General features: G+C 43.4%; 18 protein-coding genes. 14 read left to right on the plus strand and 4 right to left on the minus strand.

Annotated elements, in window-relative coordinates:
* Window positions 1–428: 428 nt before the first annotated feature.
* Entirely contained in the window at window positions 429–1967 is a 1539-nt protein-coding gene (locus BB427_RS13140; RefSeq protein ID WP_069021081.1) for an adenylyltransferase/cytidyltransferase family protein, read from the minus strand.
* 193 nt (window positions 1968–2160) lie between these two features.
* On the opposite strand from BB427_RS13140, the gene BB427_RS13145 reads away from it, so the two are divergent.
* Window positions 2161–3180 (plus strand): tetratricopeptide repeat protein, encoded by a 1020-nt coding sequence (locus tag BB427_RS13145; protein ID WP_254663633.1) that lies wholly within the window; start codon window positions 2161–2163, stop codon window positions 3178–3180.
* A 149-nt stretch (window positions 3181–3329) separates the two neighbouring features.
* Here BB427_RS13145 and BB427_RS13150 read toward each other — a convergent pair whose 3' ends face one another.
* Window positions 3330–4109, minus strand: coding sequence for a nucleoside-binding protein (locus tag BB427_RS13150; protein ID WP_069021085.1), 780 nt, complete (start codon window positions 4107–4109; stop codon window positions 3330–3332).
* 73 nt (window positions 4110–4182) lie between these two features.
* Window positions 4183–5496 carry a Na+/H+ antiporter NhaC family protein gene (locus BB427_RS13155; protein WP_069021086.1) on the minus strand — a complete coding sequence of 438 codons (1314 nt, stop codon included), beginning with the start codon at window positions 5494–5496 and terminating at the stop codon, window positions 4183–4185.
* Window positions 5497–5931: 435 nt separating this feature from the next.
* Between BB427_RS13155 and dapB the strand changes: the two genes are divergently transcribed.
* From dapB to BB427_RS13195, 8 genes are all read left to right on the plus strand, one after another.
* A complete protein-coding gene (gene dapB / locus BB427_RS13160; protein ID WP_039495517.1) occupies window positions 5932–6735 on the plus strand; it encodes a 4-hydroxy-tetrahydrodipicolinate reductase in 804 nt (267 codons plus the stop codon).
* Window positions 6736–6941: 206 nt separating this feature from the next.
* A complete protein-coding gene (gene carA / locus BB427_RS13165; protein WP_010377970.1) occupies window positions 6942–8078 on the plus strand; it encodes a glutamine-hydrolyzing carbamoyl-phosphate synthase small subunit in 1137 nt (378 codons plus the stop codon).
* A gap of 16 nt (window positions 8079–8094) precedes the next feature.
* A complete protein-coding gene (gene carB, locus BB427_RS13170) occupies window positions 8095–11313 on the plus strand; it encodes a carbamoyl-phosphate synthase large subunit (RefSeq protein WP_069021088.1) in 3219 nt (1072 codons plus the stop codon).
* 46 nt (window positions 11314–11359) lie between these two features.
* Window positions 11360–11836: a transcription elongation factor GreA gene (gene greA, locus BB427_RS13175; protein ID WP_010377973.1), complete on the plus strand. Its 477-nt coding sequence runs from the start codon at window positions 11360–11362 to the stop codon at window positions 11834–11836.
* A 156-nt stretch (window positions 11837–11992) separates the two neighbouring features.
* On the plus strand, window positions 11993–12589 hold the full coding sequence (locus BB427_RS13180; protein WP_039495520.1) for a hypothetical protein: 597 nt from the start codon (window positions 11993–11995) through the stop codon (window positions 12587–12589).
* A 359-nt stretch (window positions 12590–12948) separates the two neighbouring features.
* Window positions 12949–13224 carry a hypothetical protein gene (locus tag BB427_RS13185; RefSeq protein ID WP_039495521.1) on the plus strand — a complete coding sequence of 92 codons (276 nt, stop codon included), beginning with the start codon at window positions 12949–12951 and terminating at the stop codon, window positions 13222–13224.
* A 251-nt stretch (window positions 13225–13475) separates the two neighbouring features.
* On the plus strand, window positions 13476–16274 hold the full coding sequence (locus BB427_RS13190) for a collagenase (protein ID WP_069021090.1): 2799 nt from the start codon (window positions 13476–13478) through the stop codon (window positions 16272–16274).
* Between the two features lie 225 nt (window positions 16275–16499).
* Entirely contained in the window at window positions 16500–17252 is a 753-nt protein-coding gene (locus BB427_RS13195; protein WP_069021092.1) for a substrate-binding periplasmic protein, read from the plus strand.
* 82 nt (window positions 17253–17334) lie between these two features.
* Here BB427_RS13195 and BB427_RS13200 read toward each other — a convergent pair whose 3' ends face one another.
* Entirely contained in the window at window positions 17335–17775 is a 441-nt protein-coding gene (locus tag BB427_RS13200; RefSeq protein WP_039495524.1) for a VOC family protein, read from the minus strand.
* A gap of 179 nt (window positions 17776–17954) precedes the next feature.
* On the opposite strand from BB427_RS13200, the gene BB427_RS13205 reads away from it, so the two are divergent.
* From BB427_RS13205 to pheT, 5 genes are all read left to right on the plus strand, one after another.
* The gene (locus tag BB427_RS13205) at window positions 17955–19127 is read left to right on the plus strand and encodes a sensor domain-containing diguanylate cyclase (protein ID WP_069021094.1); all 1173 of its coding nucleotides are present in this window, start codon (window positions 17955–17957) and stop codon (window positions 19125–19127) included.
* A gap of 123 nt (window positions 19128–19250) precedes the next feature.
* Complete coding sequence (locus tag BB427_RS13210; RefSeq protein ID WP_017219235.1) at window positions 19251–20312, plus strand: DUF2066 domain-containing protein; 1062 nt, start codon at window positions 19251–19253, stop codon at window positions 20310–20312.
* A 1-nt stretch (window position 20313) separates the two neighbouring features.
* Window positions 20314–21018, plus strand: coding sequence for a DnaA inactivator Hda (hda, locus tag BB427_RS13215; protein ID WP_117332898.1), 705 nt, complete (start codon window positions 20314–20316; stop codon window positions 21016–21018).
* Window positions 21019–21101: 83 nt separating this feature from the next.
* Complete coding sequence (pheS, locus tag BB427_RS13220) at window positions 21102–22082, plus strand: phenylalanine--tRNA ligase subunit alpha (protein WP_010604038.1); 981 nt, start codon at window positions 21102–21104, stop codon at window positions 22080–22082.
* A 13-nt stretch (window positions 22083–22095) separates the two neighbouring features.
* On the plus strand, window positions 22096–24483 hold the full coding sequence (gene pheT, locus BB427_RS13225; protein WP_069021095.1) for a phenylalanine--tRNA ligase subunit beta: 2388 nt from the start codon (window positions 22096–22098) through the stop codon (window positions 24481–24483).
* Window positions 24484–24485: the final 2 nt, after the last annotated feature.

Here is a 24485-nt window from a genome sequence, read left to right on the forward strand (position 1 = left end):
GGTCGGCCCCGGTCAATGATAGTATGGATTACCCATGTGAAAGTAGAACATCCTACTTCGTAGCGAGCCAGGGCAAAATAAGAGAAACCCGTTGCAGCAATGCGACGGGTTTTTTGCTGTTTGGGGTAAAGTACTTCCATGTAGTATCTCCCCTTCGCGCGTCCTTGCGTAGCGAGCCAGGGCCAAATATAGAAACCCGTTGCAGTAATGCGACGGGTTTTTTGCTGTTTGGGGTAAAGAGATTTGAGATATAGAAACCCTCGCAAACCAATCAACACATCGCGAGGTAAACTCGCTCCTGCCACAGTATTAGCACAGTGCAACATGGTTGGAGGCGGTTCACCCGCCGATGGCTTGCAATGAAGTTCCGGCAAAAAACATGTACATTAAAACTCTTTTCAACACTAGCTCTTAGCAGATACACAGCGTTAACTCTCATTGAAGTTTTGTATTCTTTCTTTAATTTTAGTGCTAGAAATTCCTTGGGTATAAGGGATATAAACAACCTGAATATTTTGTGGTGCTAAAGCGGCTTCCAATGCCTGCCAGCGGGGTGTGTGTTGCCATTCATCACCGCAGATCACAAGGTTTACTCTTTGTTGTGCGATCCAGTGCGCTGCTCGCTCAGTATCAGCCATTGGTGCACCGACTAAAACCGCTTTATCTACGCATGCTAATGCCTTAATTATACTTAAGCGCTCGTCTTGATCCATTATTGGCGGTCGCCCCTTACTTTTTAACGCAAAAGCATCCGGTGCGACCCCAACAACTAAGTAGTCTCCGTGTGATTTCGCTAACGACAAATACGTTAAGTGACCAGGGTGAAGCAGATCAAAAAAGCCAAGCGCTAAAACACGGCACGGCTGTTGTGATTTCATCTGCTTTTGTACGAACCGCATAAGATTTTTTAAAAGACCGTCATGAGGTTTGAATTGTAATAGCACCTTAAGCATGGCATGCATTTTTTTGAAGTTGCCTTTTTTCCACTCAGTGTAGAGGTGAGAGTAGGCATAACAGTAATATAAGTAGGAATCTTGCTTAATATTCGGGGCGCAGACGATGGTATCAAAATTTGCGTCAGGTATTTTCCAATCCAGCCCATATAATGCTTGTAAGATTTGTTCTGGATACTGGGGATAACAAATTTCTCCAGCAGGTGAGCTGATGCTCACAACTTGAATAGCAGAGAAACGCGTCACTCTATTCCAAGTAAAAGGTACGTCTTGCATCCATAAACCTGATATGGTGTCTCCAGTGCTTTGCTCTGTGGCATAACCGCAAAGGTCAAGCACTAAGCCAGATTGGTGGCGAAAACATCGAGGGTTTATAAGTCCATAGGATTGCGCTTCTTCGTGCCAGCCAAGATGCTGTAAATGTTCGATTGCGCTTTCCATGTGAGACCAGTCGATACCAATATCAACATCTTTATCATTTTCTAAGAGTTGACCTTCACGCTCTAACCCAAGCAAAGTACCAGCCGTAGGAAAAGCATAAAATCCCGCCTTTTTTAAGGATGACAATGTTTGTAGTAATAGGTGTAATGCATTTTCAGGAGTTAGTTTAGTTGAGCTCGCGCTTTCATGTATTGGTACTTCGGATGATTGAACTGCTGCAATGTTTGTCAGTGCGTCATGCTGCAAGCGCCATCCTAGCGCTTGATAGAAGGTTTGAGCGGCGAGTGGTAGTTGTCTGTTTTGTTGATAACTGCGAGCGAGAATATAATAGCTATCTGGTACATCTGGGTGTTTATGTAGCAGAGCTTCAAGTTGTTCAATCCATTCACTCCCGGCTTGTCTACGCTGCGCCAATTGTGCGAGATATAAAATGACCTGCTGGGTGGGCTGCTGTTGGTATAGTTGCTGAAATGCTTGCTCTGCTGCTTGATCTTGGCCCGAAGTAAAATACTCGATGGCCTGTGTCATCTTTCTATTAAGTTGTGACTGTTTAATTGCTGTGTCTTTCTGCATCGAGTAAATACCTTGTTGTGCTGCTTTTAGTTTTTGTAGTCACAGAGTCCATATTTTGATGACCCACTTTAATGGATTTGATGTGTTTAATGTGAAGTCGCTAGCGGTTTTATACTTCTGCACGCTCGGGCATTTTGCTAACCGGCGGAAGCTCCACTATGATTACTTTAAATCAGGAAATCGGAGAGCGAAAGTGCTACCAGTTTTAATTATTGTTTCTTCTCTGACAGTACTCGCCCCTGATGAATTGTTTAAGACATTACAGGTTATTCAAGATTTAAACATCTCAAACCCAACACAAGCAACTCGAGTATATGAAGCAGCGTTACCCAAACTTCCAGAACAGCCCTCTAAAGGTATCTATGAGTTACATCGCGCCGGTTTAGAAGCTGCAATTAAAACAAACGATACGGTCAGAATTCGTGAAATAGTAGCGCTATTTTCCGACAATACTGAGTGGCTTGCGTATTTACAGTCCGAAAAGGGGCAAATTGCAAATTACCTCGCGATTTATTATCGCCGGATCGGTAAGCCTGCGCTTGCGCAAAAAAACTATGAATGTGCTCTTAAGTACTCAACTCACGAGCAAAGGCCACTTATCGTTAATAATCTTGCCGTTTTATATCGAACAACAGGGCAGTTAGAAGAAGCAATCAATATTTTAGCGCCGACATTGTCTGAGGTGAAGGATGAACAACTGGAAGCGGCACTTAACAATAACTTAGCTAATGTTTATTTTGATATGAGTAAGTATCAGCATGCTGCAAGACTATATAGGCAAGCTTTCCTCTATCATCAAAAAGCAGAACAAGCTTACGAAGCGAGCTATACGGGGTTAAATTTATTAAATGTTTATTTGCTTGCCAATCAGTGGAAAAACTTTAGGCGCTATATGAATACAGTGAAAACTCAGCTAAGTGCGGTAGAGGATAAAGAATTATCTATTGTGTTTACTTGGCAGGAGCTAATTTTTCAAAAAAGTAGAAATGGCATACAGCCAAATGCAGATCAAGTAGAGTTGCTTATTTCGACTTTACCCATATTGCTCCAAAGTGATTACGGCAGCAATATGGAGAAGTATGTTTATACATTGCAACTCCCAGAATTGATAGCGTCTTATAATACGCTGCTGTCTGAGCAGCAAAAAGTGGCCGCCAGTGTATCGACGGATACTTCGCTACCGGAAGTTGCGCTATCTTGGTGTGAACACTAATCCATCACAAAAACGATTACTACAGTAGAGCACAGCACTGCTCTTAATACTTTGAATAGTAGATGTAGTCAGGCAAGGGCTGATAAATAATGACTACCTTTGACTCAACCATCACAGAGTAAAGTCAAAGGTCAAAAGCGAGTTTAGAGTTAGAAAGTCCATGCTAGGTGTAGCTGGGGAACAGATTCATTGGTATCTGTGCCAAGTTTGTTGCGCCAATATTGCCATTCAACACCTAACATTAATTGGTTGTCAGGCATGCCTATTGCGTAGCCGAGATCCCATTGTAGAATTGGCTGCGCGAGCAACCAGCCTTTTACGTCATTACCCAACTCGTTTTCTCGCTCGCCAATATATTCTACGTGACCTGTGAGATAGAATTTTTGCTCGCCTATTGTGAAGGGGTAACCCCAAGCGAGATCTATCATCCAGCTATCACTTTCTTTAGGCGCACCGCCATGACTAATACCTTGGCTATCGTCTTGATAAAGTGTGAATGTAGAAGAGAAAAAATTGAACCCGTCAAAATTCCAATTTACTTTGACACCAGGCAAGTATTTCATCACCTTAGCGTCTCCGGCTGCATTGAAACCCATGGTTAAGCTAACGTCAGCTATGGCATCGAAAGAAGAGTTAAAGCCTGCAATCTTTGACATCGAGAAGCTCGAATACCACTCTCCATAAAAGTCACCATCTTGGTAACCATCACTAAGGTCATCTTTGCTGTAATCGATAAAGAAGAAATTATCGCCGTAGCGATATCCAGACGCATGTTGTAATGAGTAAACCGTTGCCGATGCTTCGCTTCTGCTAAACGGGTTTTTGAAATCACCGTGGTTTATGTGTAGTTGCGTTGTACTCCAATCAGCAGCATAACTAAATGTGCTAAAAGCGAGTGAGGAGGAAATGATTAGCGTGTTGATTTTCATTTATTAATTCGGATAGCGTTAAAAATGAAAGTATAACAAAAGCGCCCAAAGTTGGGCGCGTAAACCGAATAAATTATGTTTTATTTCTTCTTAGGCAGATAACGGTAATGGCGGTGAAAGCCAAAATGAAACAGTAATAAGAAGAGCTAGATACGTCCCAAGGGCTGATTTTAAACGTGGCCCCGAGCAGCAGTGCCTGTGCACCATAGGGTAAAGAGCCTTGCATAACACACGCAAAAATATCTAATAAGCTTGCCGAACGCTTAGCAGAGATCTTTCCATCTTCAGCCAGTTTTTTAGCAACAGGGCCTGCAACTATGATACTTACCGTGTTATTTGCGATACACAAGTTACTTGTTAACACGAGTGCAGCAATACCGAGTTGATCAGCTACTTGACGGTGCCATTTCGCGATAATGCTGGTAATTTTTTGGATCTGTTTGGCTAAAAAATCTAGGCCGCCATTGATACGAATAAATTCAGATAAACCACCAATGAACATCGACAGCAAGAAAATCTCCTGCATATCACTAAAGCCTTTATAGATATCGTTTAAGAACGCAGCGCCTTGATAGTCACCGGCAAAACCCATACAGCCAGCAAAAACGATACCACTAAAGAGCACAACAAAAACATTGATACCAATCACCGCCAAGACCAAAATAAATGCGTATGGTAAAACTAATAACCAATCAAACGGCTTGGTTTCTACAACCTGCGGCTCTGGGGTTAAAAACACCAAGAGTAAAACAGTCAGCAGTGCAGCTGGTAGGGCTATTTTTAGATTCTCTCTAAATTTATCTTTCATTTCACAGCCTTGCGTTCGCGTTGCTGCAATTGTGGTATCAGAAATAATGGATAAGTTATCGCCAAACATTGCGCCCGAAACGATGGTGCCAGCCATCAGTGCCGGATCAATTCCGGTTTTCATCGCGACGGCTACAGCAATAGGTCCAATTGCACCAATTGTGCCCATGGAGGTTCCCATTGCGGTAGAGACGACAGCAGAAATAAGGAACAAGCCGGGTAATAAAAATGCCGGAGGAATAAGTGATAAACCGGCGTTAACCACAGCGTCAACACCGCCAGTGGCACTTGCAACCGCAGAAAAAGCACCTGCTAATAAATAGATGAGGCACATGGTGATGATATTGCTGTGTCCAGCGCCTTGAATAAAAGTTTCGACACTGCGGTTGATGGTATCTTTATTAAGTAAAAAAGCGAGAACGATGGCTGGTAGAATCGCGACAGGAGCTTTTAATTGATAAAACGCATAGTCAACGCCTTGCGATTGCAAATACAATCCTGCGCCAAGAAAAATCCCTACAAAGGTCAACAGCGGCAATAATGATAGTTTCGCCTTTGTTTGATTGTAATTTGGTTGCATAGCACTCCCCAACAATAAAGCACAGCCAATAACCAGCTGCAAAACCGCACAACACACCTAATACCAATTGTATTAATTCTCCAACCAATTTGAAGGGGGAACTAGCATATTAGCGTCGTTAAAAATTTCTCATTTAGAACAAATGAATAGCAAAATTTTTGCCTAGCTACTAAAGCTATTTCTCCGCTTCAAAATAGCCCATTTACTTAATGCAATTGGCATAAGATGAAAATCTCTCAACTTCAATAGGTGAGCGAGCGCGGCAGTTTATATGTTTAGACGTCTAAAGTCTAATGTTTTATTATTTTCAACTTAACTGACTATGACACACAGATACGGTAAACTCTACTCCCGCAAAAACACACTTCTATTATCCGGTTAGCCATCGTTGCTGCCTTTTGGATAATCAACATCGCAAATAAAAAAGGGTAACGTATGACAAGAATAGGTATTTACGGTGCGAATGGCAGAATGGGGTTAGCATTGATTGAAGCCTGTTATTTGTCGCGACAAGTAGAGCTAGCCAACGCTTTTGTACGAGATAATTCACAATATCTTGATAAAGCAGTTAATCAATTGCAGCCTCAAGCAGACGCAAATATCTGTTTTAGCTCCGAGCAAAGTAAGCTTGAAAATGTTGACGTATTAATAGACTTCACTTTGCCAGAGGGCATGAAGCAGCATTTATCAGCTGCAATTGCCGCTAAAAAACCGATGGTGATCGGTACTACTGGACTGACAGCAAGTGAAATGGCGCTGTTGGTCGAAGCCGCAAAAGATATCCCAATTGTGTTTTCTCGCAACTATAGCGTTGGCATTAACTTGCTACTGAACTTAGTACAAACAGCCGCACAAAAGCTGGCTGACGACATGGATATTGAAATTTTCGAAGCGCACCACCGCAACAAAATCGACGCACCCTCAGGAACTGCACTCGCTATCGGAGAGGCGATTGCAGAAGCAAAAGGCTGGCAACATGATGAGGTTGCGGTTTACGACCGAAGCCAGAGCCATGAAGCGAAATCTCAACAAGAAATCGGTTATTCGGTCCTTAGAGCGGGAGATATAGTAGGTGAACATACGGCTTACTTCTCGACAATGGGGGAAAGGCTCGAATTAACACATAAAGCAGCGTCGAGATTGACCTTTGCGTCAGGTGCTGTAAGGGCTGCGCAGTGGTTAAAAGATAAGCCAGCAGGCCTTTATGATATGCAAGATGTGCTAGATTTAAAGAAGTAGGTATAACATTTTGAGGCTTTAAAGCAAAAAAAGAGTTTAATGGCTTATTTTTATAATTTTTGTGATTTGTATTAGACGAAAAGGCATTCATGCTGTAGACTATAACGAATTTGCCAAAATTTTAATAACTGCGTGTTACCAAGCGCTTTGTAGACGGGATGTTGAGCGTTTTGCTTTCGCCCGTTTTTTACTATTAGGAGGTTAACTTGACTAAATCCGCTCTGTTAGTCCTTGAAGACGGCACGGTGTTTCGCGGTACTGCTATCGGTGCTGACGGTATGTCAGTCGGTGAGGTGGTATTCAATACGTCAATGACGGGGTATCAAGAGATCTTAACGGATCCTTCATACGCGGAACAAATCGTTACGCTTACTTACCCACATATCGGCAACACCGGTACTAACAGCGAAGATGAGGAAGCGGACAAGATCTGGGCAAAAGGCCTAGTGATCCGTGACTTACCACTGCTTGCGAGTAATTTCCGTAACGAACAATCATTGAGTGATTACTTGAAAGAACGCAATATCTTAGGGATCGCAGATATTGATACTCGTAAACTAACTCGCATTTTACGTGATAAAGGCGCTCAAAACGGCTGTATCATCGCAGGCGACGAAGTAGACGAGCAAAAAGCGCTAGAAGCGGCGCAAGCATTCCCTGGTTTGAAAGGGATGGATTTAGCAAAAGTAGTAACAACAGAATCTCAGTTTGAATGGCGTGAATCGAGCTGGACTCTAGGCGAGGGCTTTAAAACGCTTTCTGCTGAAGAAGAAAAATTCCATGTTGTTGCATACGATTTTGGTGTGAAAAAGAACATTCTTAGAATGTTAGTTGATAGAGGCTGTAAGTTAACCGTTGTTCCAGCAGAAACCTCCGCTGCTGACGTACTTGCATTAAACCCTGATGGTATCTTCCTATCAAATGGCCCTGGCGACCCTGAGCCATGTACTTATGCCATTGAAGCAATCAAAGCATTTTTAGAAACAGATACACCTATTTTTGGTATTTGTTTAGGCCATCAGTTATTAGCACTCGCTTCTGGTGCGAAAACAGTAAAAATGAAGTTTGGTCACCATGGTGGTAACCACCCGGTTAAAGACTTAGATCGTGATGTCGTGATGATCACTGCACAAAACCACGGTTTTGCTGCTGACGAAGCAACGCTTCCTGATACGCTACGTGCAACGCACAAGTCACTGTTCGATGGCACACTGCAAGGTATTCACCGTACTGATAAGCCAGCGTTTAGCTTCCAAGGTCACCCTGAAGCAAGTCCTGGTCCACATGATGCGGCACCGCTATTCGACCATTTCATTGAATTAATGCAATCTCGCAACGCTTAATTAGACCGGAGTAATAATGCCAAAACGTACCGACATAAAAAGCATTCTGATTTTGGGCGCAGGCCCAATCGTTATCGGCCAAGCATGTGAATTCGATTACTCTGGTGCTCAGGCCTGTAAAGCGCTTAGAGAAGAAGGCTATAGAGTTATTCTTGTAAACTCTAACCCTGCGACTATCATGACTGACCCTGAAATGGCGGATGCAACTTACATCGAGCCTATTCACTGGGAAGTGGTAGAAAAGATCATCGAAAAAGAAAAGCCTGATGTGGTGCTGCCTACTATGGGTGGACAAACAGCACTTAACTGTGCGCTAGACCTAGATAAGCACGGTGTGCTTGCTAAACATGGTGTTGAGCTAATTGGTGCGACTGCAGATGCAATCGATAAAGCGGAAAACCGCGAGCGTTTTGACGCGGCGATGAAAAATATCGGCTTAGAATGCCCTCGCGCTGAAATTGCACACTCAATGGATGAAGCGCACGATATCTTAACTCGCATCGGGTTCCCATGTATTATTCGTCCTTCATTCACGATGGGCGGCACCGGTGGTGGTGTTGCGTATAACATGGAAGAGTTTGACGAGATCTGTACTCGTGGTCTTGACCTGTCACCAACAAATGAGCTGCTTATCGATGAAAGCCTATTAGGCTGGAAAGAATATGAGATGGAAGTGGTTCGTGACAAAAACGACAACTGTATCATCGTATGTTCAATCGAAAACTTCGACCCAATGGGCGTACACACTGGTGACTCAATCACAGTTGCACCAGCACAAACGCTAACGGATAAAGAATATCAAATCATGCGTAACGCCTCGATGGCGGTACTTCGTGAAATTGGTGTTGAAACTGGTGGTTCAAACGTTCAGTTTGGTGTCAATCCTGTTGATGGCCGTATGGTTATCATCGAGATGAACCCGCGTGTATCGCGTTCTTCTGCACTTGCGTCAAAAGCAACGGGATTCCCGATCGCTAAAATCGCTGCCAAGCTTGCCGTAGGTTATACGCTTGATGAGCTTCAAAACGACATCACAGGTGGTGCAACTCCAGCATCATTTGAGCCGTCAATCGACTACGTAGTGACTAAGATCCCTCGTTTTAACTTCGAAAAATTCGCAGGTTCAAATGACCGTCTAACTACGCAAATGAAGTCGGTTGGTGAGGTAATGGCAATTGGTCGTAACCAACAAGAGTCATTACAAAAAGCACTACGAGGCTTAGAAGTGGGTGCAACGGGTCTGAACCCAATCGTCGCACTTGACGCGCCAAACGCAAAAGAAACGATCATCCGCGAATTACGTGAGCCGGGTGCTGAGCGTATTTGGTATATTGCTGATGCGATGCGTCACGGTATGTCTGTTGAAGAGGTATTTGAACTCACTAAAGTTGACCCTTGGTATCTAGTGCAAATCGAAGACATCTTAAAAGATGAAGCGACAATCGCTGAAGTGGGCATGGCAGGTCTAAACAAAGACTTCCTGCGCCGCTTGAAGCGTAAAGGTTTCTCAGATGCTCGCATTGCCGAAATCGCAGGCGTATCAGAAAAAGAAATTCGCAAGAAGCGTCACCAGCTTGAAATTCTGCCTGTTTACAAGCGCGTAGACACATGTGCTGCAGAATTTAGCTCAGACACTGCTTACATGTACTCAACGTATGATGAAGAATGTGAAGCGAATCCTTCTGACAAAGACAAAATCATGGTTATCGGTGGCGGTCCTAACCGTATCGGTCAAGGTATCGAATTCGATTACTGCTGTGTACACGCAGCCCTTGCGATGCGTGAAGATGGCTATGAAACTATCATGGTTAACTGTAACCCAGAGACAGTTTCAACAGACTACGATACGTCTGATCGCTTATTCTTCGAGCCAATTACACTGGAAGACGTGCTAGAAATTGTCCGTGTTGAAAAGCCAAAAGGCGTGATCGTTCAGTATGGTGGTCAAACTCCACTTAAACTGGCACGAGATCTTGAAGCGAATGGTGTGCCAGTGATTGGTACTTCTCCTGATGCTATCGACCGCGCAGAAGACCGTGAGCGCTTCCAACAGCTTGTAGAGCGTCTAAACCTACTACAACCAGAAAATGCAACGGTAACCTCACTAGAAGAAGCGGTTGCTAAATCACAAGAAATTGGCTTCCCACTGGTTGTTCGTCCATCATACGTACTTGGTGGTCGTGCAATGGAAATCGTGTACGATGAAGACGACTTACGTCGCTACATGACAGAAGCGGTGTCTGTTTCTAATGAAGCACCAGTACTACTTGACCGTTTCTTAGATGATGCAATTGAAGTAGACGTAGATGCTATCTGTGACGGTGAGAACGTTATCATCGGCGGTATTATGGAGCACATCGAGCAAGCAGGTGTTCACTCGGGTGACTCGGCCTGTTCATTGCCTGCACACACGCTGCCGCAAGATATTCAAGATGTGATGCGTAAGCAAGTCCGTGATATGGCGCTGGAACTAGGTGTTGTTGGCCTGATGAATACCCAGTTCGCGGTGAAAGACGGTCAAGTTTACTTGATTGAAGTTAACCCGCGTGCTGCTCGTACAGTACCATTTGTTTCAAAAGCAACAGGCGTTGCACTTGCAAAGGTTGCTGCACGTTGTATGGTTGGCCAGTCTCTTGAAAGCCAAGGTGTAACGAAGGAAGTTATCCCTCCATATTACAGTGTAAAAGAAGTGGTATTGCCATTTGCTAAGTTCCCAGGTGTTGACCCAATGCGTGGTCCAGAGATGCGCTCGACGGGTGAAGTGATGGGTGTTGGTGAAAACTTCGCCGAAGCATTCGCAAAAGCCCAATTAGGTGCATCAAACACTTTACCACGTGGCGGCCGCGCGCTACTATCTGTGCGCAATGGTGATAAGGCACGCGTAGTTGAACTAGCAAAGACAATGAAAGCAATTGGTTTTGAGTTAGATGCAACGAATGGTACGGCGAAAGCGCTTGAAGAAGCGGGTATTGAAGTACGTCGCGTAAACAAAGTATTCGAAGGCCGTCCTCATATTCTTGACCGTATCAAGAATGGTGAGTACAGCTATATCGTTAATACTACCGAAGGTCGCCAAGCTATTGAGGACTCGAAGGTGTTACGTCGTGGTGCACTTCAGCATAAGACTAACTACACCACTACGCTAAATGCAGCGTTTGCAAACTGTACAGCGAATGAAGCTGACGACAGAAGTTCTGTAAACTCTGTTCAAGAACTACACCAGCGTTTGAACTAAAAAGAACAAGGCCAGAGCGTCAGCTCTGGCAATGAGTGAGATACTTATGCAATCAATTCCGATGACAGTACGAGGCGAAGAATTGCTTCGTGATGAACTGAATCATTTAAAAAAAGTTGTTCGCCCGAAAATCGTTGCAGATATTGCAGAAGCGCGTGAACACGGTGATTTGAAAGAAAATGCTGAATACCATGCTGCACGTGAGCAGCAAGGTTTTTGTGAAGGCCGAATTCAAGAAATTGAAGCTAAGCTTTCGACAGCACAAATCATCGACGTGACTAAAATGCAGAACAACGGCAAGGTTATTTTTGGTAGTACTGTGACTATTGTGAATGTAGATACAGACAAAGAAGTAACTTATCGTATCGTTGGTGACGACGAGGCCGATCTTAAGAACAACTTGATTTCTGTTAATTCACCGATTGCGCGTGGGTTAATCGGTAAAGAACTAGATGATACAGTGAATATTCAAACACCAAATGGTGCTGTTGAATATGAAATCATTGAAGTTGAATACAAGTAATCCTTTCTTTTAAAGCCTGCATCCGCGGGCTTTTTACTATAACAATCATTTCTACTTTTGCTGCTGTAATGCCGTGTAATTGCCATTTCTCTATATTCTTATAGCTTTGTGTGATGCCTGTATATTTTTTGGTACAAACAATTTTAGGAGAAAAGGATGTCATTTGAAGTCGATCAATTCAAAACAGAAGGGTTTGAATTGTTTATATCGAGTTGGAAATCTAAGTTGGCAGGCGCTGGCGCGCGGGATCTCTCCCTGAATCAACATTGTTTTTGGCGTACCATGCGTAGTCGCTGTGCGATTGACCTTAGTAAGCAGAGTGAGCTTTTGCAAGGGGTGAGCTTAGCGAGATACGATACCTACCTTATTCTTACTGCTTTGTTGTATACCAACAGCTTATACGCAAGCTCTGATTTAATCATTGGTTATAACCTGCCAGGCCACTTTTTCACCAGTGAAAGCTCAGAAGCTCGACACAGTTTTTCTCGTGAGTTACTTGATTCGCTCAAGCTCACTCAGCCCTTGTTCTTGGTTGATGAATATTTTGAAAATTTTGAGTTCAATACGATTGCTTATGACAAGCTCAATGAGGCGAATCCCGTTTGGCACGATATAAGCAGCGAATTAGGCACTTTACCCAGTTTAGTAAATACCACCCGATCAGAGCACCAGCTGTCCTTGAACCTATTACACTTTGTACCGAAGCTTTTCTCTGGTAAGCAGCTTGCCGAGCAACTAAATTATTTAACCTGAGCTTCGAATAATTAATGCCTTTCTAGCAGCTAGTTTTAGCGCTAACTGTGTTGAATTCACTGCCAATAGCCAGCTATTGGTGCGTAAATTCGCCTGGTTATCCCTAAAACTCTCTGGCTAGATAAGGGGATAATTTAATGTGCTATTAAAAACAATGAGTTGGCTCATTCCTTATCCAAACCTCAGGTTATTTAGCTGAGATAGCGTAGGGGTTATACACATCTGACATAGTTTGAAACGAATTTGATTTAGACTTTTAGTGCGAGCTTGTTACACTCGGATTGTTCCCAAAACCAATCAGGCACCGGTTCATAAATGATATGTTAGTATGAGCCGGTATCTTTATCAGGAGAATAACCATGAGTTTATTAAAAAGCGCATTGTTTAAGACGTTGAAAAATAAGTCTACTCAGCAAGTCGCTTCAGTGGTATTGGATAAGGCTATGAAGCAGGGAAAAGAATACCTAGATTCAAGAAACACCAGCAGTGGTAACGATACAGATGAGTTGCTGTTAGGGCTACAGCATTTATTAGCACAAAAACCAAATGACGGTGTTTATTCAATCACGCTATCCACTTATAGAGTGAGAGTAAAAATCACTTCTGGCGCCATTTCCCATATTGATAAGATCTAATTTATTCCAATCACTATAAATTTTTATTCCTTCTTTTCGTCAATTGGTTGGACTTTTAATCATAAAGATCAACCAAATGGGTGAATTTATAATCAACGACCTTCCCCCTGGATACCCGCTTTTAAGATTATGGTGGCTTTTCCGTCGAGCCACTATTCCATAAAGTTATATAAAATATATTGTATACATTGTAATTTTAGTGTTAAAAACCTATAACCCAATCGGGTTTGGATACACAACAGGAAAGGTAAATGATGAAAATTACAAAACTCACTTTGGCGTTATCTGCGCTTACAGCGATAAATTCAGCTAACGCACATCAAGAATCACAGCGACTCTTTAAGCCGCTCGATGCATCGGTTCAAGTGGAAACGAACATTTCCCATGGCCATGAGCACAAAAATTTGCATGATAGAGCACCCGTTGCACATACACCAACTAGGAGCATGCCGCTGTTATCTGCTAAACACACGCCATTATTGCAAGCGATGGCAGTAAGCCAAAGTGAAGCGATTGCTGCATGTGATTTAAATAGCTTAGCAAGTGCGAGCAGTAGCCAAATTGTTACTGAAATAAAGCAACAGGGTACGAGCTGTATCAATGCTTTGTTCTCCGCTGACAGCAGCATCCAAACACAAGTATTCACTTCAGATAAAATGTATGCTGCGGCGCAAAATGCCAAATCACTTTCGCAAAGCTATTCAGGCAACGGTAGTGCCGACCTCGAAGCGCTTTATTTATTTATTCGCGCTGGCTTTTATGTTGAGTTTTACAATGACCAGGTGACTTTTGCTACTTGGGTTAAGCCTGCGGTGAAAGATGCGTTGGATGCTTTTGTTAGTAATAGCCATTTCTACGACGACAATGATGCTCATGGTAAAGTACTCGGTGAGGCTATTACTACAATGGACTCATCGGAACTACAAGGGCACTATCTGCCAGTTGTAAAAGCATGGCTATCTAAATGGAATGAAAGCTACGCTCAGAAGTGGAACATGCGCAGTGCGGTAAACGGTATTTTTACTATCTTATATCGTGGTCAGTGGAATGATAACTTTGTCGCTTTGGTTAAAAACGATCAACAATTGGTGAGTTTACTAGGGAGCTTCACTGCACAAACTTGGATGGTAAATTCAGACTCTGAATACCTAATCATCAATGCTGCGAGCGAATTGGCTCGACTTAAATTATACAATGGTGCAGCTATTCAAGAGTCAGTCGACACGCAATTAACCGCTTTATTCTCGCGTTATAACAGTTATGGCTTTGGCGATGGTGTCTGGTTAGCTGCGGCTGATGTCGCGACCTATTATGCTGATTGTGGCCAGTTTGGTATTTGTAATTTTGATAAAGAACTTGAGAGCAAAGTACTTTCTCAACAACATAGTTGTAGCGATACAATAAAGATTAGAGCACAAGCACTCACCGCTCAGCAATTGACTTCAGCGTGTCAAACCATGGAAGCGGAAGAAGGGCGATTCCACACTATGCTGGAAACAGGCCGCTTACCGGTTGCCGATGATAACAATGATTTTCTGCAAGTGAATATCTTTAATAGCAGTGCAGACTATAAAAAATATGCCAAAGCCATTTTTAAAATCAGCACCGACAACGGTGGTATGTATTTAGAGGGTAATCCTAGCGATGTGAATAACGTTGCTAATTTTGTTGCATACGAGGCCAGTTATGCAAAGCCGGATCATTACATCTGGAACTTAGAGCATGAATACGTACATTATCTTGATGGGCGTTTTGATCTTTATGGTGACTTTAATGCACCGACTAAGCCTATCGTTTGGTGGAGTGAAGGGGTGGCTGAGTACATTGCAAACCTCAATGATAATCAAGCCGCAATAGATACAATCAAAGATGGCTCAGTATATACGCTAGCCGAAATATTCAGTACGACGTATGACGGTTTTGACCAAGATAGAATTTACCGTTGGGGTTATTTAGGGGTGAGATTCCTGTATGAAAAACACTTCGATGAAGTGCTCGCAATGCGACAGGAAACGCGACAAGCAAATTGGAATGCGTACCAAGCCCGTATGGACCGCCTCGCATCACAGTATCAATCAGAGTTTGTTCAATGGTGCAACGAGCTTGCTGCTGGTGGTCAGAATAACGCACCTACTTCAGAGGTTAATGGGCCATACTCCGGTGATGTTAATCAAGCGATACTATTTTCAAGCCAAGGTAGTGTCGACCCTGATGGTGATGTACTCACTTATCTGTGGCGTTTTGGTGATGGTAGCCAAAGTAATGAAGCCAATCCCACGCACAGTTATGTGCAAGCAGGCGAGTATCAAATTAGCTTAACGGTGAGCGATCCTAGCGGTTTGAATCACACTAGTAATACAGTGGCTACTGTAAGCGCAACGACTTCAAACAAACTACAGTCTGGCGTACCTGTCGCGGTTGCGGGCGAGCAAGATGAACAAGTTGCATTTTCAATCGATGTCGCTGCTGGCACTGATAAATTAGTCATCAGCACGTCAGGAGGTACAGGTGATGCCGATCTTTACCTTAAGTTGGGCTCGGCGCCAACGTTCAGCGAGTATGATTGCAGACCATATCAATCCGGTAACGAAGAGGTATGTGAAATTACTACACCTGCCGCTGGCACCTATTACATTATGCTGCATGGTTATAATCGCTTTGAAAATGTGCAGTTGTTAGGAGAAATCGTAACAAATTCAACAATAGAGGACGTATGTCAGTCGCAGGGTAGTGTCTCTAATGGTAGATTAGCAGCGGATGAAACAATTTGCCTTGGAAGCCAAGAGCCGATGTGGTTTAGCCTTGAGAATGTAAGTGGTCAACAATCTGTGGTGATCAAAACAGCTCATGGTAGTGGTGATCTTGGGCTTGAATACAGCAATGCAGGATGGCCAAATGGTACTAATGTGGATGCAAGCTCGTTCAATCAAGGTAACCAAGAGTGCATTGAGATAAGTGCGCAATCTGAATATTGGGGATACTTGAAAGTGTCAGGCGCACCAACGGGGGCAGCGCTGAAAGTGTCTTATAACAAAGATGGTTGTCAGTAATTGCCTAATACTAAGGCAGACATAATGAAAGTAATAAAACGGGTGATACAGATCACAGTTATTACTTGTTCATAATTTGTTTTTGTTATATTTTTGTAAAATAAGGGGCCTTTGGTCCCTTTGCTCATTTAAAAACATGTGAAAGGAATTAACCGATATGCCGAGAAGGAGCTAGGCTGTAGTTTTAGACTGTATTAAAAGTTTAGGTTAGACACGAGGCACTCAGTGTTAAAAAAGTACTTTATTGCCATTTCCACTTGGTTAATGGTGGCCTTTTCAGTGACAGCCGCTGAAACCCAAATTCTCTACGTATATCATCACAAGCCGCCCTATATTATTGATCTAGAATCGCAAAAAGGTCTTTATTTTGATTTAGCAAAACTGATTAATGCCGTGCAAAAAGAGCTGCAGGTAGAAGTACGTTTTGTACCACGTAAACGCTTAGATAAGCAGCTTGAACAGCAAACACTCAAAGGATTTATTTTAGGGGTAAACCCAGCTTGGTTTGATGACCGCAAAAAACAAAAGTATTTGTGGAGCGGCCCGTTAATGTATGACACGGACGAATTCGTCTCGCATGTAGAGCAACCGTTTGAGTATTATCACCCTAGCTCATTGTACGGTAATCAAGTTGGCGCCATTGCTGGGTACTACTATCGCCACTTGGACCAAGGAGTGGAGCAAGCCAATATCCAGCGAGTGAACGTAAATTCCGAAGAAGCTCTATTGGAGATGATCCTCAAAAGGCGGGTGAGTATTGCCATTGTCAGTCGCTCTACGACAGAATATCTTGTTGCTAAAAATGGTTGGAAGCGAGTGTTTCACTTTTCTCAAAATCCCCATGAAACCTATTTTAGAGCAATATTGGCGCCTAAAGATTCAGCATCGGATTTTGAGGCGCTACAACAGGTGTTAGATTCCAAGCCTTTCAAAAAGCAACTGGTGAAATTGCTTAAAAGCTACCATCTTGCTTATTGAAGTAAGGGGGAAAAGGAGCGGTAGTTATTCTGATTCCAGGTTAGATACATCGCTCCGGTGCTTTAGTGATTATCAGCAATTATTACCAACTACCCGTGTTTTCCATTGACTGCCAAGGCTCAGCTGGAGGCAATGCATCACCTTGTTGGAGTAATTCGATAGATATTCCATCTGGAGATTTAACAAATGCCATGTGACCACAGCGCGGTGGTCGGTTGATAGCCACACCGGCATCTTGCAGCTTTTGGCAAAGTGCATAAATGTTTTCTACGGCAAAGGCCAAGTGGCCAAAATTACGACCACCAGTGTATTCTTCCGGATCCCAGTTATAGGTAAGTTCGATAGTAGGAGAAAAGCTTTGCTGCGCCTGCTCAACTTGATCAGGGGCGGCGAGATAAATTAAACTAAAACGGCCTTGTTCACTGTCATAACGTTTCACTTCAACGAGACCCAAGAGGTCGCAATAAAACTTCATGGATTCATCAAGATCACGTACTCGTACCATAGTATGTAAGTATTTCATTATGTATTCCGTTTAGACTCTAGTCAGCAAATTTTAAAGTGTTACACATCAGATTGAAAGGTCAACAGACCTCTAGCATCTAGATGAGCGGATAAAAAAGTAATTGATTTCTGGTAATTTTTAGCACTGCTAGTTAAGCTTTTGTGAGATTGAGAATTAACGATTCAAAAGGGCGCTCAATGATGGCAGAACTTCCTGAAGTAATAGATAGCATGACCGATATCGTTTCGTGTTTAAACACCAGCGAATCTTTGGAGCACTTCTTGTTGAATGTGCACTGTATTGTGCAAAAAATTACTTACGCGGACAATTTCTATGTGGTTTTGCAAAGACAAGATGGCGAGTTTGAATTTCCCTATTTCCATGATGTCAAAGACAGTATTTCGCTCGAGGAATTAAATAGTCTAACTAGCACAGAAATAGACAAAACGCTTACTAGTTATGCACTGCGCTCTGACAGTGTAAAGAACTATTCTGAACATGCTTTGATGGCACTGACCGAGAAAGGGGTTATTGAAATGTTAGGCAGTTTCCCCAAGCAATGGCTGTGCTTTCCGCTAATCAATCGCGACAAGCATTTAGGCGCGTTTGTGATCCAATCCTACCGTCGTAGCGATGAATATTCAGAAGCCATGGTGGATTTGTTGTATACTGTCAGTCATGTTATTGCGTCTGCGATGGATGCATTTGCAAACCAGCAAGCACTCATTGAAGCGAATACAGCCCTTAAAACCCATGAGCTTGAATTGGAAGCAATGGTAGAAAAGCGCACCCATGAACTTAGTGTGAGTTTAGAAGAATTAAGAACAGAGGTCGAAAAGCGCAAATCACTTCAAGAAAAGCTAGAGTTTGACGCCTACCACGATAATCTTACGCAACTGGCGAACCGAAAATACCTTTTTAACGAGCTGAATAAAATGTCTGCTCGCTCGATGCGACAGCCAGTAAATGTGTATTTAGGGTATCTCGATTTAGATAACTTCAAGCCGATCAATGATAATCACGGCCATCATAGTGGTGACGAGGTTTTGGTACATGTAGCAAGACGTCTACAAGAAGCGTTACGAGAGTATGACTTTGTTTGTCGTATTGGTGGAGATGAGTTTGTCTTTGTGATTAATGAAAAAATTGCCAGAGACTTGCTTGAAAGCTTAGCAAATCGCCTGTTGAGTGTGATAAATGAAGATATCTTGCTTACCAATGGTGAGTTGGTCAATGTCGGGTGTAGCATCGGCATGGCGGTTTCTGAGGGCCTAGAATTCAGTGCGGAATCGTTATTAAAAGTAGCGGATCAAGCGCTTTATGAGTCGAAAGGAAAGGGCAAGAATCAGGTCTCATTTAGCTTCAAATAACACTGAATATAAGATTAATATTTTGTTATTTATCATGTTTTTATAAAATTTCATGATATTGCTCGTTGCCCTTTGCTTTAAGCAGATGATTGATTTAGGATCAGGCTTTATAGTCAGAAAAACATGGACATTATGATCATCAGGCTGATCCTTATTGCACTGTTTTGTTTTGCTATGACGGCAAAAGCAGTAGAAGTTCAAAATTTATATGAAGCCTCGCTGAGTGTTAGCGACAAATCTCGCGCAACGCGAGCGCAAGCGAGCCAACAGGCATTATTAAAAGTGTTGCAAAAGCTCACAGGTAAAGCCGATGATTTTTCTCACCCTTCTATCCAAGCGAGCCTTAAGCGCATCTCAGATTACATGCTGAGATATGAATATTATGATCGACAAGGCGTAACCAAAATAAAGGTGGAGTTTGAGCCTGGTAAGGTCGAAGATCTAGTCAGAGAAGCTGGCCTACCGCTTTGGGGTAACCGCCGTCCTATGGTCGCGATTTGGATGGTGATTGAAGATAACTTCCGCCGAGAGTTTGTTACGCAAGAAAGTTACCCTCAACTCGAACGCCTGATTTATGACACCGCAGACGAATGGGGCGTGCCAGTGGTTGTTCCTTTGATGGATCTTGAAGATCGCAGCAATGTGAGTATCGCAGAGGTGTGGGGAAACTTTTCTAACGAAGTTGAGGAAGCGTCATTGCGTTATGAGGCGGAGCGCGTTATCACCGCACGTTTGTTTCAGCCTCCCCATACAAATTCTTGGCAGCTAGACTGGCGCTACACTGATGCCGAATATTTTGAGCCTGAGCAATATGTCGGTGACAAGCAGCAAGTTATTATTGATATGGTGAACCAGTTATCTAGCACCTTAGCTCAGAAATATGTTATCGATCCTAATCTCACTTTAGAAGCCCATCGAACTGAAATTGTGGTTGAGCAATTACAGTCATTTACGGATGTAGAAATGGCGAAGCGTCGTTTGCTATCTATGAGTACCGTGGTGGATGTTGATGTGATCTACCGTGCGAAAACAGCTGTGAAATTTGCGATTGAACATACCTCAAGCGTATCAGACTTGCGTAAAACCATTGCATTGGAGCAAAGCTTTAAGGCGTACGAAGACCCGAGAGCCTATTATCAAATCGCAGACGACAACAACCTTAAATACAATTGGGTGGGTAAATAGGATGGAATCGCCACGTCAAATGGCGTTGCCAGTGACGCTGCCTGATGACGAAACCTTTGCCTCGTATTTTGGCGGCGAAGCTTCATTGGAAGTAAGCCACTTAAAAAATGGCCTTGCCCGTCGTTTAACCGGTTTTCAGTACACTTATCTGTGTGGGTTGGCAGACTCTGGCAAGTCGCACTTGCTTTATGCCACGTGCATTGAAGCGCAAGAGCTTGGACTCTCGACTATTTTATTGTCGATGCGAGAAGTGTTGGATTTTGGTCCGTTAGTGTTAGATGGACTCGATGCATTGGATGTAGTTTGTATAGACGATGTGCATTTGGTTGCAGGAGATGAAGCGTGGGAAAAAGCCTTATTTAACTTTTTCAATCGCTTTAATGAAAAAGGCAAATGCCTTGTGGTTACTGCCGATCTGTTGCCCAACATGCTGAATTTGTCACTGCCAGACTTAGAATCGCGTTTAACCTGGGGAACGACCTTTCAGATCCGCTCTATGAGTGATGATGATAAAGCCGAAGCCTTAGTAAAAAGAGCACACATGCGTGGCCTTGAGCTCTCCGATGAATGTGCGCGATTTTTGCTCACGAGATTGAGTCGTGATATGCGCGCGTTACTTGATGTATTGGATAAACTCGATCACGCATCCATGGCTGCGCAAAGAAAGTTAACAATTCCTTTTATAAAAGCCACTTTAAAGCTGTAACAGGGCTAGAATATCGCCTTGCAATTCAGTTATCATAAGAGATTAAATAACAGCAAATTACCTCAGCAAAGATCAGGTAGACAATGAATTTAGAAAATATTTTAGCGCAAGCGCTTGAAGCCGTTGAGCAGGCAAGCGAAATTGCGCACCTTGAGGAAGTTAGAGTTAACTACCTTGGTAAAAAAGGTGAGATCACAGGTCTTCTTAAAACGCTAGGCAAACTAGCACCAGAAGAGCGTAAAGATGCAGGTCAAGTGATTAACCAAGCTAAGACCCAAGTACAAGATGCGATTACGGTAAAACGTGAAGCGTTAGCCAATGCAGCACTTGAGCAGAAGCTAGCAGCTGAGACGATTGATGTGACTTTGCCGGGTCGTACAATGCCAGCTGGTGGCCTTCACCCAGTTACTCGCACCATTGAGCGTATTGAGCAGTTTTTTGGTGAGCTAGGATTTGCTGTTAAATCTGGCCCAGAGGTTGAAGATGACTTTCATAACTTTGACGCGCTAAATATTCCAGAGCACCACCCAGCGCGTGCCGATCATGATACTTTCTATTTCAATCCTAAATTGGTACTACGTACACAAACCAGTGGCGTTCAGATCCGTACTATGGAAGCTGAGCAGCCGCCTTTGCGAATTATCTCGCCAGGTCGTGTATACCGTAACGATTACGATCAAACACATACGCCAATGTTCCACCAAGTTGAAGGCTTGATGGTCGACACTAACGTGAGCTTTACAGAACTTAAAGGGATTTTGCACGATTTCCTACGCAACTTCTTTGAAGAAGATATGGAAATTCGCTTCCGTCCTTCATACTTCCCGTTTACAGAACCTTCAGCTGAGGTGGACGTAAAAGGTAAAAATGGTAAATGGCTTGAAGTACTAGGCTGCGGCATGGTGCACCCGAACGTACTGCGCTCGGTAGGCATTGACCCTGAAAAATACACTGGTTTCGCCTTTGGTATGGGGGTTGAGCGTTTGACGATGTTACGTTATGGCGTAACTGACTTAAGAGCTTTCTTCGAAAACGACTTAAAATTCCTAAACCAATTCAGATAAGAGCGACAAAAGTATGAAATTCAGTGAAAAGTGGTTACGCGAGTGGGTCAATCCAGCAATTGATACTGATGCGCTATCTGAGCAATTATCAATGGCTGGTTTAGAAGTTGATGGTGTAGACCCAGTTGCCGGTGACTTCCAAGGTGTGGTTATCGGTGAAGTGGTTGAATGTGGTCAACACCCAGATGCTGATAAACTTAGAGTAACAAAAGTAAACGTAGGCGAAGACGAACTACTAGATATTGTCTGTGGTGCCGCTAACTGCCGTGCCGGTTTAAAAGTGGCGGTTGCTAAAGTGGGCGCAACGCTTCCAGGCGATTTCAAAATTAAGAAAGCTAAACTTCGCGGTCAGCCGTCTCACGGTATGCTGTGTGCGTTTGAAGAGCTTGGCATGGCGGAAAGTTCAGACGGTATTTTAGAACTCCCTATGGATGCGCCAATCGGTCAAGATATTCGTGAATACTTCGGCTTGAACGATGTAACGATTGATGTCGATTTAACGGCTAACCGTAGTGACTGTTTAGGGATCAAAGGTCTGGCTCGTGAAGTTGGAGTACTAAACAGCATCGACGTAACAGAAGTTGCTATCACGCCAGTTACGCCAACGATTGATGATAAAATCTCTATTGAACTGGTAAACAGCGGAGCATGTCCACGCTACTTAGGTCGTGTGATCAAGGGCGTTAATGTTAAAGCTGAGACCCCGTTTTGGATGGTAGAAAAACTGCGCCGCTGCGGTGTACGCTCGATTGATCCAGTTGTTGATGTTACGAACTACGTATTGCTTGAGCTAGGTCACCCGATGCACGCGTTCGATTTAAGCCAAATCGAAGGTGGAATTAAAGTACGTAATGCCTTTGAGAATGAAGAGCTAGTATTGTTAGACGGCAACACGGCGAAGCTTAATCCATCAACACTACTGATTGCTGATGATAATAAAGCACTTGCGATGGCAGGTATCTTTGGTGGTGAACAGTCAGGTGTTAGTGACGAGACAAAAGACATCTTGTTAGAAAGCGCGTTCTTCGCACCGCTTGCGATTGCAGGTCAGGCTCGCAGCTACGGTTTGCATACCGATGCATCGCACCGTTATGAGCGTGGTGTAGACCCGGTATTGCAGCGCGATGCGATAGAAAGAGCAACAGGCTTGCTACTTGAAATCGTTGGCGGTGAAGCAGGACCTATTGTTGAAGCCGTGTCAGAAACTGATTTACCAAAAGAGCGTCAAGTCACTTTACGCCGTGAGCGTTTAGACCGCGTGATCGGTTATCATATCGAAGATGCTAAAGTATCAGACATCTTAACGCGTCTGGGCTTAGCGGTAACATTTGCAGGCGGCCAGTGGCAAGCAACAGTGCCAAGCTATCGCTTCGACATTAGTATCGAAGAAGACTTAATTGAAGAAGTTGCGCGCGTATTTGGCTATAACAATATTCCAAATGTGGCACCAACCGCTGCGTTAAAGATGACAGATCATCAAGAAGCACGGTTGCCTGTAGCGCGCTTTAGAGATGAGTTAGTAAGCCGTGGTTATCAAGAAGCCATCACATATAGCTTCGTTGATCCAAAAGCACAACAGCAGCTACACCCAGAAGCAGATGCATTAATTCTTCCACATCCAATTTCGGTTGAAATGTCAGCAATGCGTGTAAGCCTGATGACAGGCTTGATCAACGCGGTTTCTTATAACCAAAACCGCCAACAATCGCGTATTCGCTTATTCGAAACGGGCCTTAAGTTCATCAAAGACGACAACGCGGAAAACGGCGTACGTCAAACCGCTGTGATCGGTGGTATCGCGTATGGTAATACGCATAACGAACATTGGTCAGTGCCTTCACGTAAAGTGGATTTCTTTGATGTGAAAGGCGATGTAGAAGCATTACTAGCGCTTTGTAACGATAAAGCACGCTTTAGCTTTAAAGCGGAAGTGAGCGATGGTTTGCACCCTGGTCAATCTGCTGCAATTTATGCAGACGGTAAAAAGGTTGGTTTCATCGGTGCAGTACACCCTCAGCTATTAAAGCCGTTAGAACTTAAAGATACGCCATATGTATTTGAAATCGACATGGCTGCTTTAGAAAATCGCCTGCTTCCAGAAGCGGTTAGTATCTCGAAATTCCCATCAAATAGAAGAGATATTGCTATTTTAGTTGCAGATGACGTAAAAATAGGCGATATTTTAGAGTGCATTGAGAAAGTTGGCGGAAATCAATTAGTTGACCTAAACTTATTCGATGTGTACAAAGGGCAAGGGGTTGAACCTGATCATAAGAGTTTAGCCATTGCTCTAACATTACAAGCGGTTGATAGAACGCTCGAAGAGAAAGACATCAACGCGGTTGTAGAAAACGTGGTGGCCGAACTGGCCAAACAATTCAATGCATCGTTGAGGGACTAGAT

This window comes from Pseudoalteromonas sp. BMB, from assembly GCF_001709235.1.
GTDB lineage: Bacteria > Pseudomonadota > Gammaproteobacteria > Enterobacterales > Alteromonadaceae > Pseudoalteromonas > Pseudoalteromonas maricaloris.

Excerpts from the sequence above, each read along its gene's own strand:
- BB427_RS13205 (WP_069021094.1), top strand. The coding sequence starts at position 17,955 with ATGATGGCAGAACTTCCTGAAGTAATAGATAGCATGACCGATATCGTT.
- BB427_RS13180 (WP_039495520.1), top strand. The coding sequence starts at position 11,993 with ATGTCATTTGAAGTCGATCAATTCAAAACAGAAGGGTTTGAATTGTTT.
- hda (WP_117332898.1), top strand. The coding sequence starts at position 20,314 with ATGGAATCGCCACGTCAAATGGCGTTGCCAGTGACGCTGCCTGATGAC.
- carB (WP_069021088.1), top strand. The coding sequence starts at position 8,095 with ATGCCAAAACGTACCGACATAAAAAGCATTCTGATTTTGGGCGCAGGC.
- BB427_RS13190 (WP_069021090.1), top strand. The coding sequence starts at position 13,476 with ATGATGAAAATTACAAAACTCACTTTGGCGTTATCTGCGCTTACAGCG.
- pheT (WP_069021095.1), top strand. The coding sequence starts at position 22,096 with ATGAAATTCAGTGAAAAGTGGTTACGCGAGTGGGTCAATCCAGCAATT.
- BB427_RS13155 (WP_069021086.1), bottom strand. The coding sequence starts at position 5,496 with ATGCAACCAAATTACAATCAAACAAAGGCGAAACTATCATTATTGCCG.
- greA (WP_010377973.1), top strand. The coding sequence starts at position 11,360 with ATGCAATCAATTCCGATGACAGTACGAGGCGAAGAATTGCTTCGTGAT.
- BB427_RS13140 (WP_069021081.1), bottom strand. The coding sequence starts at position 1,967 with ATGCAGAAAGACACAGCAATTAAACAGTCACAACTTAATAGAAAGATG.
- BB427_RS13200 (WP_039495524.1), bottom strand. The coding sequence starts at position 17,775 with ATGAAATACTTACATACTATGGTACGAGTACGTGATCTTGATGAATCC.
- pheS (WP_010604038.1), top strand. The coding sequence starts at position 21,102 with ATGAATTTAGAAAATATTTTAGCGCAAGCGCTTGAAGCCGTTGAGCAG.
- BB427_RS13150 (WP_069021085.1), bottom strand. The coding sequence starts at position 4,109 with ATGAAAATCAACACGCTAATCATTTCCTCCTCACTCGCTTTTAGCACA.
- BB427_RS13185 (WP_039495521.1), top strand. The coding sequence starts at position 12,949 with ATGAGTTTATTAAAAAGCGCATTGTTTAAGACGTTGAAAAATAAGTCT.
- BB427_RS13210 (WP_017219235.1), top strand. The coding sequence starts at position 19,251 with ATGGACATTATGATCATCAGGCTGATCCTTATTGCACTGTTTTGTTTT.
- dapB (WP_039495517.1), top strand. The coding sequence starts at position 5,932 with ATGACAAGAATAGGTATTTACGGTGCGAATGGCAGAATGGGGTTAGCA.